At 63.4% G+C, this 16616-nt stretch carries 14 protein-coding genes; 9 read left to right on the plus strand and 5 right to left on the minus strand.

Annotated elements, in window-relative coordinates; all coding sequences use genetic code 11:
* From VFB05_RS04325 to VFB05_RS04340, 4 genes are all read left to right on the plus strand, one after another.
* Positions 1–1391: AMP-binding protein (locus VFB05_RS04325; RefSeq protein WP_325009177.1), on the plus strand; the 1391-nt coding region annotated here is incomplete at its 5' end.
* Positions 1392–1394: 3 nt separating this feature from the next.
* A complete protein-coding gene (locus VFB05_RS04330) occupies positions 1395–1874 on the plus strand; it encodes a MaoC family dehydratase (RefSeq protein WP_325009179.1) in 480 nt (159 codons plus the stop codon).
* 18 nt (positions 1875–1892) lie between these two features.
* A complete protein-coding gene (locus VFB05_RS04335; RefSeq protein ID WP_325009181.1) occupies positions 1893–2810 on the plus strand; it encodes an SDR family NAD(P)-dependent oxidoreductase in 918 nt (305 codons plus the stop codon).
* Positions 2811–2920: 110 nt separating this feature from the next.
* A complete protein-coding gene (locus tag VFB05_RS04340; protein ID WP_325009183.1) occupies positions 2921–4162 on the plus strand; it encodes a TIGR03862 family flavoprotein in 1242 nt (413 codons plus the stop codon).
* 22 nt (positions 4163–4184) lie between these two features.
* Here VFB05_RS04340 and VFB05_RS04345 read toward each other — a convergent pair whose 3' ends face one another.
* Positions 4185–5375: an MFS transporter gene (locus VFB05_RS04345; protein WP_325009185.1), complete on the minus strand. Its 1191-nt coding sequence runs from the start codon at positions 5373–5375 to the stop codon at positions 4185–4187.
* Positions 5376–5471: 96 nt separating this feature from the next.
* Between VFB05_RS04345 and VFB05_RS04350 the strand changes: the two genes are divergently transcribed.
* On the plus strand, positions 5472–6374 hold the full coding sequence (locus VFB05_RS04350) for a LysR family transcriptional regulator (protein WP_325009187.1): 903 nt from the start codon (positions 5472–5474) through the stop codon (positions 6372–6374).
* 15 nt (positions 6375–6389) lie between these two features.
* Here VFB05_RS04350 and VFB05_RS04355 read toward each other — a convergent pair whose 3' ends face one another.
* Genes VFB05_RS04355 through VFB05_RS04365 form a run of 3 tightly spaced genes read right to left on the minus strand, consistent with a single transcriptional unit; the run spans position 6390 to position 9821 of the window.
* The gene (locus VFB05_RS04355) at positions 6390–7472 is read right to left on the minus strand and encodes a D-TA family PLP-dependent enzyme (RefSeq protein WP_325009189.1); all 1083 of its coding nucleotides are present in this window, start codon (positions 7470–7472) and stop codon (positions 6390–6392) included.
* 21 nt (positions 7473–7493) lie between these two features.
* Entirely contained in the window at positions 7494–9314 is a 1821-nt protein-coding gene (locus VFB05_RS04360) for an ABC-F family ATP-binding cassette domain-containing protein (protein WP_325009191.1), read from the minus strand.
* Positions 9315–9323: 9 nt separating this feature from the next.
* Complete coding sequence (locus VFB05_RS04365; RefSeq protein ID WP_325009193.1) at positions 9324–9821, minus strand: YaiI/YqxD family protein; 498 nt, start codon at positions 9819–9821, stop codon at positions 9324–9326.
* 156 nt (positions 9822–9977) lie between these two features.
* Between VFB05_RS04365 and VFB05_RS04370 the strand changes: the two genes are divergently transcribed.
* On the plus strand, positions 9978–10778 hold the full coding sequence (locus VFB05_RS04370; RefSeq protein ID WP_325009195.1) for a hypothetical protein: 801 nt from the start codon (positions 9978–9980) through the stop codon (positions 10776–10778).
* 136 nt (positions 10779–10914) lie between these two features.
* Here VFB05_RS04370 and VFB05_RS04375 read toward each other — a convergent pair whose 3' ends face one another.
* Complete coding sequence (locus VFB05_RS04375) at positions 10915–13290, minus strand: xanthine dehydrogenase family protein molybdopterin-binding subunit (RefSeq protein WP_325009197.1); 2376 nt, start codon at positions 13288–13290, stop codon at positions 10915–10917.
* Between the two features lie 205 nt (positions 13291–13495).
* Between VFB05_RS04375 and VFB05_RS04380 the strand changes: the two genes are divergently transcribed.
* From VFB05_RS04380 to VFB05_RS04390, 3 genes are all read left to right on the plus strand, one after another.
* Positions 13496–14560 carry a Ppx/GppA phosphatase family protein gene (locus tag VFB05_RS04380; protein ID WP_325009199.1) on the plus strand — a complete coding sequence of 355 codons (1065 nt, stop codon included), beginning with the start codon at positions 13496–13498 and terminating at the stop codon, positions 14558–14560.
* Between the two features lie 152 nt (positions 14561–14712).
* Entirely contained in the window at positions 14713–15396 is a 684-nt protein-coding gene (locus VFB05_RS04385; protein WP_325009201.1) for an RlmE family RNA methyltransferase, read from the plus strand.
* 296 nt (positions 15397–15692) lie between these two features.
* Complete coding sequence (locus VFB05_RS04390; RefSeq protein WP_325009203.1) at positions 15693–16601, plus strand: transglycosylase; 909 nt, start codon at positions 15693–15695, stop codon at positions 16599–16601.
* The last annotated feature ends 15 nt before the right edge of the window (positions 16602–16616 follow it).

The raw sequence follows: 16616 nt of genomic DNA on the forward strand, positions 1-16616 counted from the left end.
CGGCGATCAAGCTCGGCGTCGTCGTGATCCCCGCCACCACCTTGCTTACCCCCGACGAGTTGCGCGACCGGCTCGATCGCGGCCGCGCCCGCGCCGTGGTGGCGACGCACGACCAGATCGGCAAATTCGCCGGCCTTGGCAGCGATGGACTGGTGCGCATCGTCGTCGGCGCGCAGGCGCCGCAGGAGGGATGGCTTGCTTTCGAGAGATCGGCCGATTTTCCCGAAAGCTTCGCGCCGGATGGCCCGACCGGGCCCGACGACCCGATGCTGCTCTATTTCACCTCGGGCACCACGGCAAAGCCGAAACTGGTGCGGCACAGCCAGCGCAGCTACCCGGTCGGTCATCTCTCGACCATGTATTGGCTAGGCCTTCAGCCCGGCGATGTTCACTTGAATATTTCCTCGCCGGGCTGGGCCAAGCATGCCTGGAGCTGTTTCTTTGCGCCGTGGAACGCAGGTGCGACGGTGTTCGTCGTCAATCAGCCGCGCTTCGACGCCAAGGGTCTGCTCGCAACGATCGCACAATGTGGCGTCACGACCCTCTGCGCGCCGCCGACGGTCTGGCGGCTGTTCATTCAGGAGAAGCTTGCCGACTTCAAGGTGACGCTACGTGAAGTCTGCGGCGCGGGCGAGCCGCTCAACCCCGAAGTGATCGACCAGGTGCGCGCGGCCTGGGGCCTGACGATCCGCGACGGCTATGGCCAGACCGAGACCGCTGCGCTGGCCGGCAACTCGCCGGGCCAGACGGTGAAGATCGGATCGATGGGCCGGCCGCTGCCCGGCTATCGCGTCGACGTCACCGACAACGACGGGCATGCGACCAAGGAGGGCGAAATCACGTTGCAGCTCGGCGCCGATCGCCCTGCGGGCCTGATGCAGGGCTATCAGGGCGAGGACGGCGCACTCTCTGGCGCGGACGGCGATGTCTACCGCAGCGGTGACGTCGTGTTCGTCGACGAGGAAGGCTATTTCACTTTCGTCGGCCGTTCCGACGACGTGTTCAAGTCGTCCGACTATCGCATCAGCCCGTTTGAGCTGGAAAGCGTGCTGCTCGAGCACGACCTCGTTGCTGAAGCCGCCGTTGTGCCAAGCCCGGATCCGATCAGGCTTGCGATCCCGAAGGCCTATATCCTGCTGGTCGCCGGCACGGAGCGCTCGGCTGAAACCGCGCGCTCGATCTTCGTGCACCTGCATGAGCGACTGGCACCCTTCAAACGTATCCGGCGTATTGAACTGGTGAGCGAGTTGCCGAAGACGATCTCAGGAAAGATCCGCCGCGTTCAGCTGCGCCGCCTCGAGCATGATAATAACAGAAGCGATTCGTTGCGCGGTGATGAGTTTCGGGAAGAGGATTTTCCCGATTTGCAAAAAGTGAGACCGGATCATTAACCCATGAACGAAGTCTGGAAGAAGCCGCCGGTTTCGCTTGAAGCGTATCAGGCGATGGTCGGGCAGGAGATCGGCGTGTCGTCCTGGCATCTGGTCGATCAGGGCCGGATCAACCTCTATGCGGACGTGATCGAGGATCATCAGTTCATCCATATCGATCCCGAACGCGCCAAACGCGAGACCGCCTTCGGTGCAACGGTGGCCCATGGTTTTTTGACGATGTCGCTGCTCAGCATCATGTCCTATGAGGTCATGCCGGTCATCTCGGGCACGACGATGGGCGTCAATTACGGCTTCGACAAGCTGCGATTCATATCGCCGGTGCGATCGGGGTCGCGCGTGCGCGGGCGGTTCAAGCTGATGGAAGCAAAATTGCGCAAGCCGAAAGAATTGCAATCGCACACCAACGTCACTGTTGAAATAGAGGGCGAGGACAAGCCCGCCCTGGTGGCCGACTGGATCGGCCTGATCTATTTTGCTTGAACTTCAGGAAATGCACTCATGACAATCAGGTTTGACGGACGCGTCGCCATCGTCACCGGCGCGGGCAATGGTCTTGGCCGTGCGCATGCGCTGGGGCTGGCTGCCCGCGGCGCCAAGGTCGTGGTCAACGATTTCGGCGGCGCGCGCGACGGCACCGGCGGCTCGCTGACGGCGGCGGATGCAGTGGTTGAGGAAATCCGCAAGGCCGGCGGCATCGCAATGGCTGACGGCGCCGATGTTTCCAATTTCGAACAGGTGCAGGCGATGGTCGATCGCGCCACCAGGGAGTGGGGCAGCGTCGACTTGCTTTGCGCCAATGCCGGCATCCTGCGCGACAAGTCGTTTGCCAAGATGGAAGTTGCCGACTTCGCCAAGGTGATCGACGTGCATCTCAACGGCACGTTTTATTGCTGCAAGGCCGTGTGGGGTGGCATGCGGGAGCGCAATTACGGCCGCATCGTCGTGACGACCTCGTCGTCCGGCCTGTTTGGCAATTTCGGTCAGGCCAATTACGGCGCGGCGAAGGCCGGCATCGTCGGCCTGATGAACGTGCTGGCGGAAGAGGGGCGCAAGAACGACATCCGCGTCAACACGATTTCGCCGACCGCCGCCACGCGGATGACCGAGGAGCTTCTGCCGCCGCAGGCGCTCGCGCTGATGAAGCCGGAGGCAATCACGCCGGCCGTGCTTTATCTGCTGGGTGAGGACGCGCCAACGCGGACGATCATGGGCGCGGGCGCGGGTTCTTTTGCCGTGATCAAGGTTATGGAAACCGAGGGCGTCAATCTCGCTCAAGCTGACTGGACACCCGAGGCGATCGCTACGCATTTTGCCGAGATCGCGGACATGTCGACCGCCAAGGCGCTGGAAAATGCGTTCCAGCAGACCAACAAATATGTCAGCCAGGCCGCGGCGCGGGCGGGTGTGAAGTTGTAAGGCGTCATTCCGGGATGGTCCGAAGGACCAGACCCGGAATCTCGCGCAACAATCTCGGGATTCCGGGTCCACGCGAAGACGCGTGTCCCGGAATGACGTAAACCTCGTCCATGTCGAATTCTCCAAAACCTAACGTCGCCGTCATCGGCGCCGGCCCCGCCGGGCTGATGGCGGCGGAGGTACTGGCGCAAGGCGGCGCGAAGGTTGCCGTGTTCGACGCGATGCCCTCGGCCAGCCGCAAGTTCCTGATGGCCGGCCGCGGTGGGCTGAACCTCACGCATAGCGAAACGCTAGGTGTATTCCTGACGCGATATCGCGAAGCCGCACCGAAGCTTGCCGCAGCCATCGAAGCCTTTCCGCCGGACCGGTTGCGCGCCTGGTGCGAGGCGCTGGGCCAACCGACATTCGTCGGCTCCAGCGGGCGCGTTTTTCCAAGGGCCATGAAGGCTTCGCCGTTGCTGCGCGCGTGGTTGCGGCGGCTCGACGCGTCGGGCGTTTCATTTTCGCTGCGCCACCGCTGGAGCGGCTGGGACGATAAAGGACGCCTCGTGTTCCAGACGCCGGACGGCTCGCGCGAAGTCGAGGCACGTGCCATCGTGTTAGCACTCGGGGGCGCAAGTTGGCCGCGACTGGGATCGGACGGAAGCTGGACGGACATACTGCGTGCCAAGCGTGTCGGCATTTCATCACTCAAGCCCGCCAATTGCGGATTTCTTATCAACTGGTCCGAGATCTTTCGCGAACGCTTCGAAGGCGAGCCTCTCAAGGGCATTGCGCTGTCCTTTGGCGAGCGCAGCGTTCGCGGCGAGGCCGTGATCACGCGCGATGGCATCGAGGGCGGCGCGGTCTACGCGCTATCGGCCGAATTGCGCGATGCCGTCCTGAAATCCGGGCATGCAACGTTGCAGATCGCGCTCCGGCCGGATGTCACGCCGGACGACCTCGTCAAGCGTCTATCGGCGCCGCGCGGCAAGCAGACGTTTTCGAATTGGCTGCGCAAGGCCGCGCAATTGTCGCCGGTCGCTGTCGGCCTGTTGCAGGAAATAGCTATCGTCTCTTCGATCCCGCTCGTCTCATTGCCGCCGGAAAAGCTGGCCGCCATGATCAATAGCGCGCCGATCAAGCTCACCGGCGTCGCGCCGATTGCTCGCGCGATCTCGAACGCGGGCGGCGTCCCGTTCGACGAACTCGACGCCGATTTCATGATCCGCCGTTTGCCCGGTGTATTCGCCGCCGGCGAAATGCTCGACTGGGAGGCGCCGACCGGCGGCTATCTCCTGCAGGCCTGTTTTGCGACGGGAGTTGCGGCCGGGAAGGGCGCGTTGAAATGGCGAATAGCGAGTGGCCAATAGCGAGTAGAGCTTTGGCTATTCACTACTCGCCACTGGCCATTCGCGTCAGCGCGGCACGTTCACGTTTGGGATTGATCGCCAGGGGCGCGATGGCAATCAGTGCTGCGACGGCGCCAAGCGCGAACGGTCCAGCGTTCGAGGCGCCGGCAACAAACCCTCCCAATGGGCCGCCCACAGCAACGCCGAGGTCCCACGCGGACGTCACTGCGCCCAAGGCTGCGGTCCGCTCCCGCGGATCCGCGGCCTCCGTGACGATGCTCGTGACGCTCGGTATCAGCATGGAAAGCCCGGCGCCTGCGATCGCCGTCGAGGTGAAAGCGATCCACTCGGTATGTGTGAGAGATAGTCCGGCAAGTCCGGCGGATTCGATCAGGAAGGCTGAGAGAAGGACACGCTTGCCGCCGAAGCGAGCGGCATATCCGCTGCCCACAAAGCGCGTGATCATGAATGCGATGCCGAAAACGGTGAGCGCAAAATTTTGGCCTGCAAAATCGAGCGCCGCAAAGCGCGGTACCAGGAATGCCGCGATGACCCCATAGCCAATGCTGGAGAAGACGCCTGAAGCACCGGGCAGCCATGCTGCCCTTGGAAACAGGGCGCGGCGGATATTCGCTTCGCCGGACGAGACACGACCCTCAGGCCGCGTCGATGCAACGAGCGCCCAGGCGAGCGTCGGAATGATGCTCGCGGCAATCCAGACGTCGCGATAGGTGCTGAGAGATAATATTGCGGTTCCGAGCATTGGCCCGGACGCCAGCCCCATCCACATGGCGAGGCCAAAATGCCCCGCGACCTTGCCCCGCTGTGATTGCTCCGTGTGCGCCAGGATCCAGCCGACCGACCCGGTAAACAGTGCGCCTTCGCCCGCGCCGAGAGGGAGGCGGGCAAGGACCAGAACGGGCAGGTTCGTCGCCACCATGTGGCCGATGCCGCCGAGCAGACCGAGGATGGCTCCTGCCATCGCGACGCGACGCCCACCGCTTTGATCGGCAAACCGTCCCGAGATTGGGCGGGAGAACATCGTGGCCAGGGACCCGATCGTCACCGCGAGGCCGGCGGTGACTGCATTCGCGCCCAACCGCTCGTGGGCATAGGCCGGCATGACCTGGATCGTCATGCCGATCGCGCCGAAGCCGAGGAAGGTGGCCGACCAGAGGCGCCAGTAGGGAACTTGTGTCGCTGACGAGCAATGGGCGGTTTCGGAGACGGTCATGGGACCTCGCATATGGATTTGGCGAGGCCCTTTTAAGCGCGGACTCGAATATGCTACAATTCAATAAAGATGATAACGAATATGCGAGATTGTTTCATGAACACGCATGACCTCATCGCCTTCGTCGCCGTGGTGGAAACCGGATCGATCGTGGCGGCGTCGGCACGATTGAATCTGACGCAGCCGGGCGTGACCCGGCGCATCCAGAATCTCGAAGAGATGCTCGGTGCAACGCTTCTGGACCGGATGTCGAAGCCGCTGAAGCCGACGTCGGCGGGACATGCGGCCTATGAGCAGGGGCGGCGGGTGCTGCGGATGATCGATGATCTGAAGTCGGGTGTGGCCGACGATGGCGCCGTTCGCGGCGAGTTCAGGCTCGGCCTGACGCCGTTCCTGTCGGAGGCCGGACTTTCCGCGCCGCTCGACGCCGTGCGTGCCGAATTTCCTGAACTCGCCGTTCGCGTGGTCTCGGGCTGGTCGCCGCATCAGCTGGAGCGCATCGGGCGCAACGAACTGGATGCAGCCGCCGTCTGCCTGCCGGATGGCCTTGCGCCGCCCGCCGATCTCGTCGCCGACGATTTCGGGGTTCAGCCCGTGGTGTTCGTGGTGGCGCGCGACATGAAGATTCCGGCGACCGTCGATCTTGAATATCTTTCGCGGCTGTCGTGGGTCATTAATCAGGACGGCTGCGGGTTTCGCGACACGGTCCGACGCCGTTTCGAAGCAGCGCACCTGCCGTTCAACGTCGCCGTCGATGCGTTGGACAGCGAGCTTCGGCTATCGCTCGTCGCTCGGGGCGTCGGCGTCAGCCTGGTGACGCCGTTTGGATTGAAGCGCAGCGCGTTCCGAAAAGAGCTCAAAACGATCAGCGTGCGGAATTTCAAGCCCAGGGTTCGCGCCTGGCTGGTGCATCGCGCACCCGCGGGCCGCTTGCTGAAACCAATCAAGGCATTTCGCGATCGGCTTGATCGTGAGTTGCAGACACTCGCCCGCGGCTAACTGACTAGAGCCTGGCTAGCGCAGCTTGCCGCGCGCCGCGACCGGCAGCGTGCCGAGAATTTCCTCGCCGCGGACCATCACGACTTCGTCCATCATGTTGACGACGACGCAGACGTGATTGGGCACGATCCGCACGACATCGCCGACTTCGGGGCGGGTATTGCTGCGGGCGAGGTCAAGAAAGCCGTGCTCTTCGGCAAACTTTGCGATGCGCGCTTCGGGGTGTTCGAGGATCAGGCCATGGCCGTCGAGCCCGCTGCCGGTATCTGACGTCAGCGTCTTCGAACCGGCGTCGAGAATGCCGCGATCGTGCCCGGCGCGGCTGACCACGGTGGAATAGATATGAAGCGCGCAATCGTCCCAGGTGGCGACGCCGGCCTCAACCTGCATGCGGTCGTTATATATATAAGTGCCGGGCCGGTGCTCGGTCGCGCCTTTCAGCTTGCCGACGTTTTTCAGGTTCGGCGAGCCGCCGGTCGAGACCATCGTCGCCTCCAGCCCGAGCGCGCGAACGCCAGCCAGTGCCTCGTCGTGGAATTTCTGCGCGTCCGCCCAGCCGGTTTCGGTTGGATAGAGCATGAAGCCGGCGAAGACGAGCCCCTTTGAGGCGGCGATTTGTTTCGCGAGCGCGATCGCTTCGGCTGCCGTTTCGACGCCGGCACGCTTGCGCCCCGTGTCGCATTCGACCACGACCGAAAGTGGACGCCCCGATGCGCTTGCGGCCTGTGTCAGGCTTGTCACCACGGTCGGATTGTCGGCGGCAACCGTCATATGCGCCTTGGCCTGCAACGCGGCGAGCCGCGCCATCTTCTCTTCGCCGAGCAGGTTGTAGCTAATCAGGATGTCGTCGATGCCGGCCTCCACCATCACCTCGGCCTCGCCGATCTTCTGGCAGGTGATACCCCTGGCGCCGGCCGCGATCTGAAGTTTTGCCAGCATCGGGCTCTTGTGGGTCTTGATATGCGGGCGGTTGGCGACGCCGGCGGCCTCGACCGTTTTCTGGACGCGCGCGATGTTGCGTTCGACCTTGTCCATGTCGATGACGGCAACGGGCGTGCCGTATTCGCGGGCGATTTTGGCGGCGAGGGGCGTGGTCATGACGTTCTTCTCTTTCGCGCTTTAGGCCTGTTCGATCTCTTCACGTAACACTTCAAGTTCCAGCCATTTGTCTTCGGCCGCCTGCAATTCTTCCTGCGCCTTGGTCATGGCGGCGGAGGCCTGATCGAACCTCTTGCGATCCTTGGCATAGAGATCGGGATCGTCAAGCGAGAGGCGGTGCTTCTCGATCTCGGCCTGCAACTTGGCGATCGTCTTCGGCAAGGTTTCGAGTGCATGCTTTTCGTTGAACGACAACCGGCGCTTGGGCACAGGCGATGGCGGCGTCGCCTTGCTTTCCTTCTCGATCTCTTTCTTTTCAGTGGGAGCGGCCTTCACCGTCTCGCGCTTCAAGTCCGCGCCGCGCTGCGCCAGCATGTCGGTATAGCCGCCGGCATATTCGATCCATTTGCCGTTGCCCTCGGGCACGATCACCGATGTCACGACGCGATCGAGAAAGTCACGGTCGTGGCTGATCAGGATCACTGTACCCTCGTAATCACCGAGCATGTCCTCGAGTACGTCCAGGGTTTCGAGATCGAGGTCGTTGGTCGGTTCGTCCAGCACGAGCAGGTTCGAGGGCTTGGCCAGCGCGCGCGCCAGCATCAGCCGGCCGCGCTCGCCACCGGATAATGCTTCCAGCGGCGTGCGGCGTTGCTCTTCCGAAAACAGAAAGTCTTTCATATAGCCGACGACATGTTTCGGCTTGCCGCCCACCATCACGTGATCGCCGCGGCCGCCGGTCAGGGCTTCTGCGAGCGTCGATTTCGGATCGAGGCTTTCGCGATGCTGGTCCAGCGTCGCCATCTCGATATTGGCGCCGAAGCGGACGTTGCCGCTATCGGGCGGATTCGCGCCGGTCAGCATTTCGATCAGCGTGGTCTTGCCGGCGCCGTTGGGGCCGACGATGCCGACGCGGTCGCCGCGCTGAACGCGGATCGAAAAGCCATCGACGATCGTCCGATCGCCATAGGTGCGGCTGATGTTCTTGGCTTCGATGACCAGCCGGCCGGATTTCTCTGCTTCCGCCGCGGCGAGATTGGCGTTCCCGGCCGTGCCGCGATAGTCGCGACGTTGTTGACGCAATGCCACGAGATTGCCGAGCCGCTTGACATTGCGCTTGCGGCGGCCGGAGACGCCATAGCGCAGCCAGTGTTCTTCGTCGACGATCTTGCGATCAAGCTTGTGCTGCTCGCGCTCTTCCTCGGCCAAAACCTCGTCGCGCCAGCCTTCAAACGCGGCAAAGCCGCGATCGATCTGTCTGATCTTGCCGCGGTCGAGCCAGGCGGTCGAACGCGACAGGTTGGACAGAAAGCGGCGATCGTGGCTGATGATCACGAGTGCGCTGCGACGGCTATTCAGCTCGCTTTCCAGCCACTCGATGGTGGTGAGATCGAGATGGTTGGTCGGCTCGTCCAGCAGCAAGATGTCGGGCGAGGGCGCCAGCACCCGCGCGAGCGCCGCGCGTCGCGCCTCACCGCCGGAGAGATGGGCGGGGTCTTCGTCGCCACGAAGTCCGAGCTGCTCCAGCAGGTAACGCGCCGGATAATGGTCGTCACCGGGGCCAAGGCCGGCCTCGACATAGGCGAGCGTCGTGGCGTGGCCGGCAAAATCCGGCTCCTGCGGCAGATACCGGATCGTTGCGCCTGGCTGGACAAATCGACTGCCCGCGTCAGCCTCGATAAGCCCGGCCGCGATTTTCAGCAGCGTCGATTTGCCGGAGCCGTTGCGGCCGATCAGGCAGACGCGTTCTTCCGCCGACACCGACAGCTCGACCCCCGATAGCAGCGGCGTGCCGCCGAAGGTGAGGCTGATATCCTTGAGCTGGATGAGTGGCGGCGCCATGGCTTCGCTTCAGCCTTGCTGAGAGGCCGGCGCGTCCGCCCGGCGGCGCTGGATGCGGCGGATGGTCTGGTCGAGCGCCGACAGGAAGGTGGAGCGGTCGCGGGCGGCGAAGGATTTCGGGCCGCCGGTGACCTCGCCCGATGAACGCAGATCCGTCATGAGATTGCGGACCGCCAGCGTCATGCCGATCGAGGCTTCCGTGAACGGCTTGCCGTTCGGTGCGATCACCTCGGCCCCCGATTTCACGCAGCGGCTGGCGAGCGGAATGTCCGATGTGATCACGATGTCGCCGGGGCCTGCGCGGCTCGCAATCCAGTCATCGGCCGCATCCATGGCGGGTCCCGCCGCGATCCTTTCGATCAGCGGATCCTGTGGCACCCGGATGAACTGGCCGGCGACGACGCTCACGGGCAGATCATGCCGCGCCGCGACCCGGTAAATTTCGTCCTTCACCGGGCAAGCGTCGGCATCGACATAGATGCGGGTTGGATTTGCGGTAGTTGTCATCGATAGCGGACAGATAGGGACGCGAGGCCCGCGTGGTACCCTATTCGCACATAAATGGCGAGCGGAAGCCGCCGCTTCTTAGGGCCGCTCTTGCAAGGGCGGTTCCGCAGGCCGTACGATGGCGGCGAGGTATTCCCCCCAACTGCGGAATGCGACATGACGAGTGGACTTCAGACCTATCGCGTTGAGGCCTACAACACCGCCAAATTGTCAGAAAACAAGATGCACGACGACACAGTCGCGCGCCGTTTCGGCTTCAGCGGCGGTCTCGTTCCCGGCGTCGACGTCATGGCCTATATGATGCATTTGCCGATCGCCAAATGGGGGCGAGATTTCCTCGAGCGCGGACTGATCGAGGCGCGGTTCGTCAAGCCGGTCTATGACGGCGAGATCACCGATGTCAGGGGCGTGGAAAACGACGGTGTGATCTCGATCGAGCTCGAAAGCCGCAGCGAACTCTGCGCGACCGGGACCGCGTCGTTGCCCGTGGTCCCGCCCTCGCTCTCGATTGCGGACTATCCGGCCACCGCGCCCGTCGCCGAGCGCAAGCCGGTTGGCCCGGCCTCTTACGAACTTGGCAAATGGCTGGGCTCGATGCCGCGCAAGTGGGCGGGCGACGCCGCGGACGAATATCTCGACGAGGTGCGCGAGATCGACGGCATCTACGTTCGCGAGGGTCTCGGTCATCCCGGGCTGCTGCAGCGGGTGATGAACAAGGTGCTGGTCGACAACGCCATCCTGGGGCCGTGGATTCACGTCGGCAGCCGGATGCAGCTACTGAACGCGGCGCGCCGCGGTGACGAGATCACGGCGCGCGCCAGGGTTGTCGAAAATTACGAGAAGAAAGGCCATCGCTTTGTCGAGCTCGATGCGCTCGTGGTTGGCAATGGCGTAATCCCGCTCGCGCATTGCAGGCATATCGCGATCTATCAGCCGCGCGAGCAGGCGGCGGCGTAGATAGCTCCTAAGATTGCAAGTGTTTGAATTCGTCATGCCCGCGCTTGTCGCGGGCATCCACGTCTTACTTCTGGCAGGACAAAGACGTGGATGGCCGGGTCAAGCCCGGCCATGACGAGTGGAGAGATAGCGGCCTTTAAGCCACCGTCGCCTTGGCATCCTTGATTGCGCGCCAAACCCGTTCCGGCGTCAGCGGCATGTCGATATGGGTGACGCCGAGTTCTGACATGGCATCGAGCACCGCATTGGCCAGCGTCGACAGCGAGCCGGCGCAGCCGGCTTCGCCGCAACCCTTGGTGCCCAGCGGATTGGATTTCGCGGGCACCGCGTGGTCGCCGATGTCCATATGAGGAATGTCTTCAGCGCGCGGCAGCGCGTAGTCCATGAACGAGCCGGTGATCGGCTGGCCGCTCGCGTCGTAGCTGACGTGCTCCATGAACGCCTGGCCGATGCCTTGCGCGACGCCGCCGTGCAACTGGCCGGCGACCAGCATCGGATTGACGATGGTGCCGAAATCGTTGACGCCGGTATAGCGTACGACCTCGACGATCCCGGTGTCGGGATCGATCTCGACTTCGGCGACGTGGCAACCGTTGGGGAAGGTCGAAGGCACGGGCCCCGTCGTGTGATCGACATCGAGCGAGTTGGGCATGTCGTCGGGCATCTTGCCGTCGCGCAGGCGCCGCGACAGCTCCAGAATGTCGATCGAGCGATCGGTGCCGGCAATGGTGAACTGGCCGTCAGCAAATTCGATGTCGGCTTCGGCGGCTTCCATCAGGTGCGCAGCCGCTCGCTTGCCCTTCTCGACGACGAGCTTTGAAGCCTCGACGATGGCCATACCGCTCGCGGTGATCGAGCGCGAGCCGCCGGTGCCGTTGCCGGTGTGGACGAGGTCGCTGTCGCCCTGTTCGAGCTTGATGCGGTCGAAGGGGATGCCGAGCTGCGCCGAGAGCACTTGCGCGAACGGCGTCGCATGGCCCTGACCGTAGTCAAGCGTGCCGGTGATGATCTTCACCGAGCCGTCGTTCTCGAACACGATCTTGCCGAGTTCGACGTTCGGCGGCGCGGTGACTTCAAGATAGGAGCCGACAGCGATGCCGCGCAACTTGCCGCGCTTGCGACTTTCCTTCTTGCGCTTGGCGAAGTTGACGTGGTCGGAGATTTCCAGCGCCTTCTCGAACACGCCCTGGAAATCGCCGCTGTCATACACCATGCCGGAAGAGGCGTTGAATGGGATCTGCGCCGGCTTGATGAAGTTGCGCTTGCGAAGCGTGAGGCGGTTGATGCCCATCTCGTCGGCCGCGCGATCGATCAGCCGCTCCATGAAATAGTTGGCTTCGGGCCGGCCGGCCCCGCGATAGGCGCCCATCAGCGTGGTGTTGGTCACCACGGTCTTGATATCGATCGACATGGCCGGCGTGCGATAGACGCTGGCGATGTTCTTGCCGATGTTCAGCGACAGCGGCTGCGGCGCGACGCCGGTGATGTAGGCGCCCAGGTTGCCGTAGCCCGAAACCTTCACCGCAAGGAACTTGCCCTCGGCGTCGAGCGCCAGCTCGCAATGGATCTTTTGCGCGCGGCCGTGGCTGTCTGACAAAAAGCTGGTCGAGCGCTCGTCGGTCCATTTCACCGGCCGGCCCAGCGCCTTCGCGGCATGCAGGATGCAGACATATTCGGGATAGTTGATGTTCTTCATCCCGAACGAGCCGCCGACATTGGCGGTGAGAAGATGCACCTTGTCGTGAGGAACCTTCAGGATGTTCTTGGCGAGACCCATGCGGTTGGCGGCGACGCCCTGCGTCGGCACCTGGATCGTGAAACGCTCGCTCGCTTTGTCGTAGGAGGCGAGCGCCGCGCGCGGCTCCATCGCCACCACGGCGACGCGGTTATTGAGGATGTCGAGCTTGGTGACGTGCGCCGCGCTCTTGAAGGCCGCCTCGACCTTCTCGGCATCGCCGAAGTGATAGTCGAGCGCGACATTATTGGGGATGTGGTCGTAAAGCTGCGGTGCGCCCGGCTGCGCCGCTTCCTCGGGATCGGTGACGGCGGGCAGGGGATCGATGTCGACCTCGACAGCTTCAGCGGCGTCGCGGGCCTGGATCAGCGTTTCGGCCACCACGAAGGCAACGGGGTCGCCGACATAGCGCACCTTGTCGGTCATCAGCGCGGTGCGATTGGTCTGAAGCAGCGGCGTGCCATCACGGCTCTTCAGCGGCAGCGCGCAGGTGAAGGGACCATAGCCGGCGGCGACCAGATCGGTTCCGCTCCATGCCCCGAGCACGCCAGGCATCGCCTTGGCAGCTTCAGTGTCGATACGGCGGATCACGCCATGGGCGTGGCTGGACCGCACGATCCAGGCATAGGCCTGCCGGGGCAGGTTGAAATCGTCGGTATATTTGCCCTTGCCGCGGACCAGCGTGTCGTCCTCCTTTCGGCGAACGGGCTGCCCAACCCCGAATTTTTGCAGTGCAATAGCGTTTTCGAGGGAGTTGGGCGAGGTGTGATCTTGCATGGAAAAAATCCAGAAATGGCCGTCTTTTCGGGGGCTTTGGCAGCCCAAACCCAATAAACCACGCCTCTTCCGGCGACAACGGCTGATTGGACATGGTCCTATATAGGGATTGCTGCACCGCCCTTGCCACTGGCCTTTCCACTGCTAGAGTCACCCCCGAAACAGAAATTCCTCGTCGGCTCTAGAGCCGGGGAAAGACATTTGAATGAAGGACGATACGCGCCCTCGCGACGACGCGGCGTCGCGCGGAAGCTCGGTCATACCGGTTGCGGCGGATGCCGCCGAGGCGAAGCTGGCACCCGGAAACGAGGTCTATGCCGCGCTCGACCTCGGCACCAATAACTGCCGGCTCCTGATCGCGTGCCCCACCGAAGACGGCTTTCGCGTCGTCGATTCGTTTTCGCGGATCGTTCGCCTCGGCGAGGGCATTTCCGCCACCGGCTGCATCAGCGAGGCGGCCATCGAACGCGCGATCGCAGCGCTCGCCATTTGCCGCGACAAGATCAAGTCGCGGAAGGCGAGGCGGCTCCGGCTGATCGCAACCGAAGCCTGTCGCGCCGCCTCGAACGCGGAGGGCTTTCGCAACCGCGTCGCGGCAGAGACCGGCATTCGCCTCGAGGTGATCGATCGCGAGACCGAGGCGGCGCTGGCCGTGATCGGCTGTTCGCCGCTGCTCGATCCCAAGGGGCGGGGCGCTATCCTGTTCGACATCGGCGGCGGGTCGACCGAACTGGTGCGGATCGAGCGCGATCCGCATGTCGCCAATGCCACCCCTCGCATCAAGGACTGGATGTCGATCCCGCTCGGCGTCGTCACGCTCGCCGAACATTTCGGCGGCCGCGACGTCACGGCGCAAGCCTACGCTGACATGACGGCCGAAGTCGCCAAACATGTTGCGCCCTTCGCGGCCGAGCACAGCCGGGATCTCGTCGACATGCACCTGCTCGGCACGTCGGGCACGGTGACGACGCTCGCCGGCATTCATCTCAATTTGCACCGCTACGACCGGCGGCGGGTCGACGGCATCTGGATGAATGATGCGGAGATCACCACGACCATCGCGCGGCTTTTGCGGATGAGCTACCAGGAGCGCGCCGCCAACCACTGCATCAGCGTCGAGCGCGCCGATCTCGTGCTGGCGGGCTGCGCCATTCTCGACGCGATCCGCAATGCCTTCCCGATGCCGCGGTTGCGCGTCGCCGACCGGGGACTGCGCGAGGGCATGCTGGTGGAAATGATGCGCGAGGACGGCGCGCTGGCCGGCCGATAGGCGCAAGACTTTTTTGCATGTTAAAGGCTACGGTGGCCTCATCCTTCGAGACGCACGCTAAGGCGTGCTCCTCAGGATGAGGTGTAACCCCTCATGGTGAGGAGCGCGGCACGCGCGTCTCGAACCATGGGGCCAGGATAAGCAAGATCATCATGGCGAAAGACACGACCGGGCGGCTGCATGTCACCGTCAAGAGTGCGGGCAAGCGCAAGCTGTCCTCGAAACTGTGGCTGGAGCGCCAGCTCAACGATCCCTATGTGGCGCGCGCCAAGCGCGAGGGCTTTCGCTCGCGCGCCGCCTACAAGCTCACCGAGATCGACGACAAGTATCATCTGCTTAAATCCGGCATGACGGTGGTCGATCTTGGCGCGGCGCCCGGCGGCTGGAGCCAGGTCGCCGCCAAGCGCGTCGGTATTGCGAGCGGCAAGGGCAGGGTCGTGGCGATCGACCTGCTCGAAATGCCGGAAATATCAGGCGTGATTTTCGCGCAGCTGGATTTTCTCGCTTCAGATGCGCCGAAACGCCTGATCGCAATGTTGGAAGGCCGCGCCGATGTCGTGATGTCCGATATGGCCGCCAACACGACGGGCCATCGCAAGACCGATCAGCTTCGCATGGTGGGGCTGGTGGAAACGGCCGCCGCCTTTGCCACTGAGGTTTTGAAGCCGGGCGGCGCCTTCCTCGCAAAGACCTTTCAGAGTGGCGCCGACGCCGAGCTGATGGCACAGCTCAAGCGCGACTATGCGAGCGTCCGCCACGTCAAGCCGGCGGCGAGCCGGCAGGATTCATCCGAGCGCTATGTGCTGGCGACGGGGTTTCGGGGCGCCGCTACGTAGCCAAACAAAGCCGCTGATACCGCCCCGCCCCCTGCGCCACACGGGCGCCTCATTGTCTTCCCGTCACTTCCTTAATTGCGTGTCAACTCCGCCCTCTGTGTTTGGGGGTGAACGGGGGAACCGCGGCGGTGCGGCTCGCGATATTGGGGAACTGGCCGACAAACTATGTTGCCGGGGCGCTCGGTGTAATTTCGCTTGCGGCGATCCATCAGATTGCTGCCTCGCGCCCGAGCGTCTTAGCCCCTAACGCGAGAGTTGCTGGGGCATTCAGCGCCCTCCCGCTGAATGCGACGGCGGTGCTGACGAATCTCAGCGCGGCGATCCCGACACCGGCAATCGACGCGAAACTCGATACAACATTATCGGCGAACGAGGTTGTTGCGGCGAGATTCAGCGCCGCAGCGGCGGACGGTGTGAAGTCGTCCGATGTGACCAACTCGCCGCCGCAGCAAGGACAAAGGTTGCAGGCGAGCCTGGAGCCTGTGATACCAGCGAACGAAACAACGCCACAGCCGGATGGTCCGCTGGCCGCGTCGCCCAATCCGGAGCATGGCGAACTGGCGTATCTGAAATACTACGTCTACTCCGAAATACCTCCGCCGGAGAAACCCGCGAAGATCGTCTTGGCGACATTGCGCGACGTCAGGCTCGGCACGCCAGTCCAGGAGATCGAGCGCGCGGCAAAAGCGTTCGACATGGATGCCAATTTCATGAAGGCGGTTGCCAAAGTCGAATCCGATTTTAATCCCACGGAACGTACCGGCTCCTATATCGGCCTGTTCCAGCTCAGCAAGTATGAATTCGGGAAGTTCGGGTCTGGCGACATCCTCAATGCTCGCGACAATGCTGTGGCTGCCGCCTACAAGTTCCTCACCGAAGCGGCGCTATTCGAAGCAGTAACGCACAAGAAGCCGACGTTCTCCGATCTCTATCTGATCCACCAGCAAGGCTGGCAAGGAGCGGCCGAGCACATCAGCCATCCCGAGCGGATTGCCTGGAAGTCAATGTGTGCAACCCAGGAGGGGATCGAGAAGGGCGAGCGATGGTGCAAGCGCGCCATCTGGGGCAATACGCTTCCCGCGGTCAAACGCGAATGGAAGTCGGTCGACGAGCTCACCTCGGGTGCGTTCGTGGCGATGTGGCGCGATCGTATCGACACGCTCTATGCCCGCTCTCCATCAACGGCGGCGCGGCCTGACGCCTGAGCCAGAAGCCCGAGC

Source organism: Bradyrhizobium sp., from assembly GCF_035652035.1.
Classification (GTDB): Bacteria; Pseudomonadota; Alphaproteobacteria; order Rhizobiales; family Xanthobacteraceae; genus Bradyrhizobium.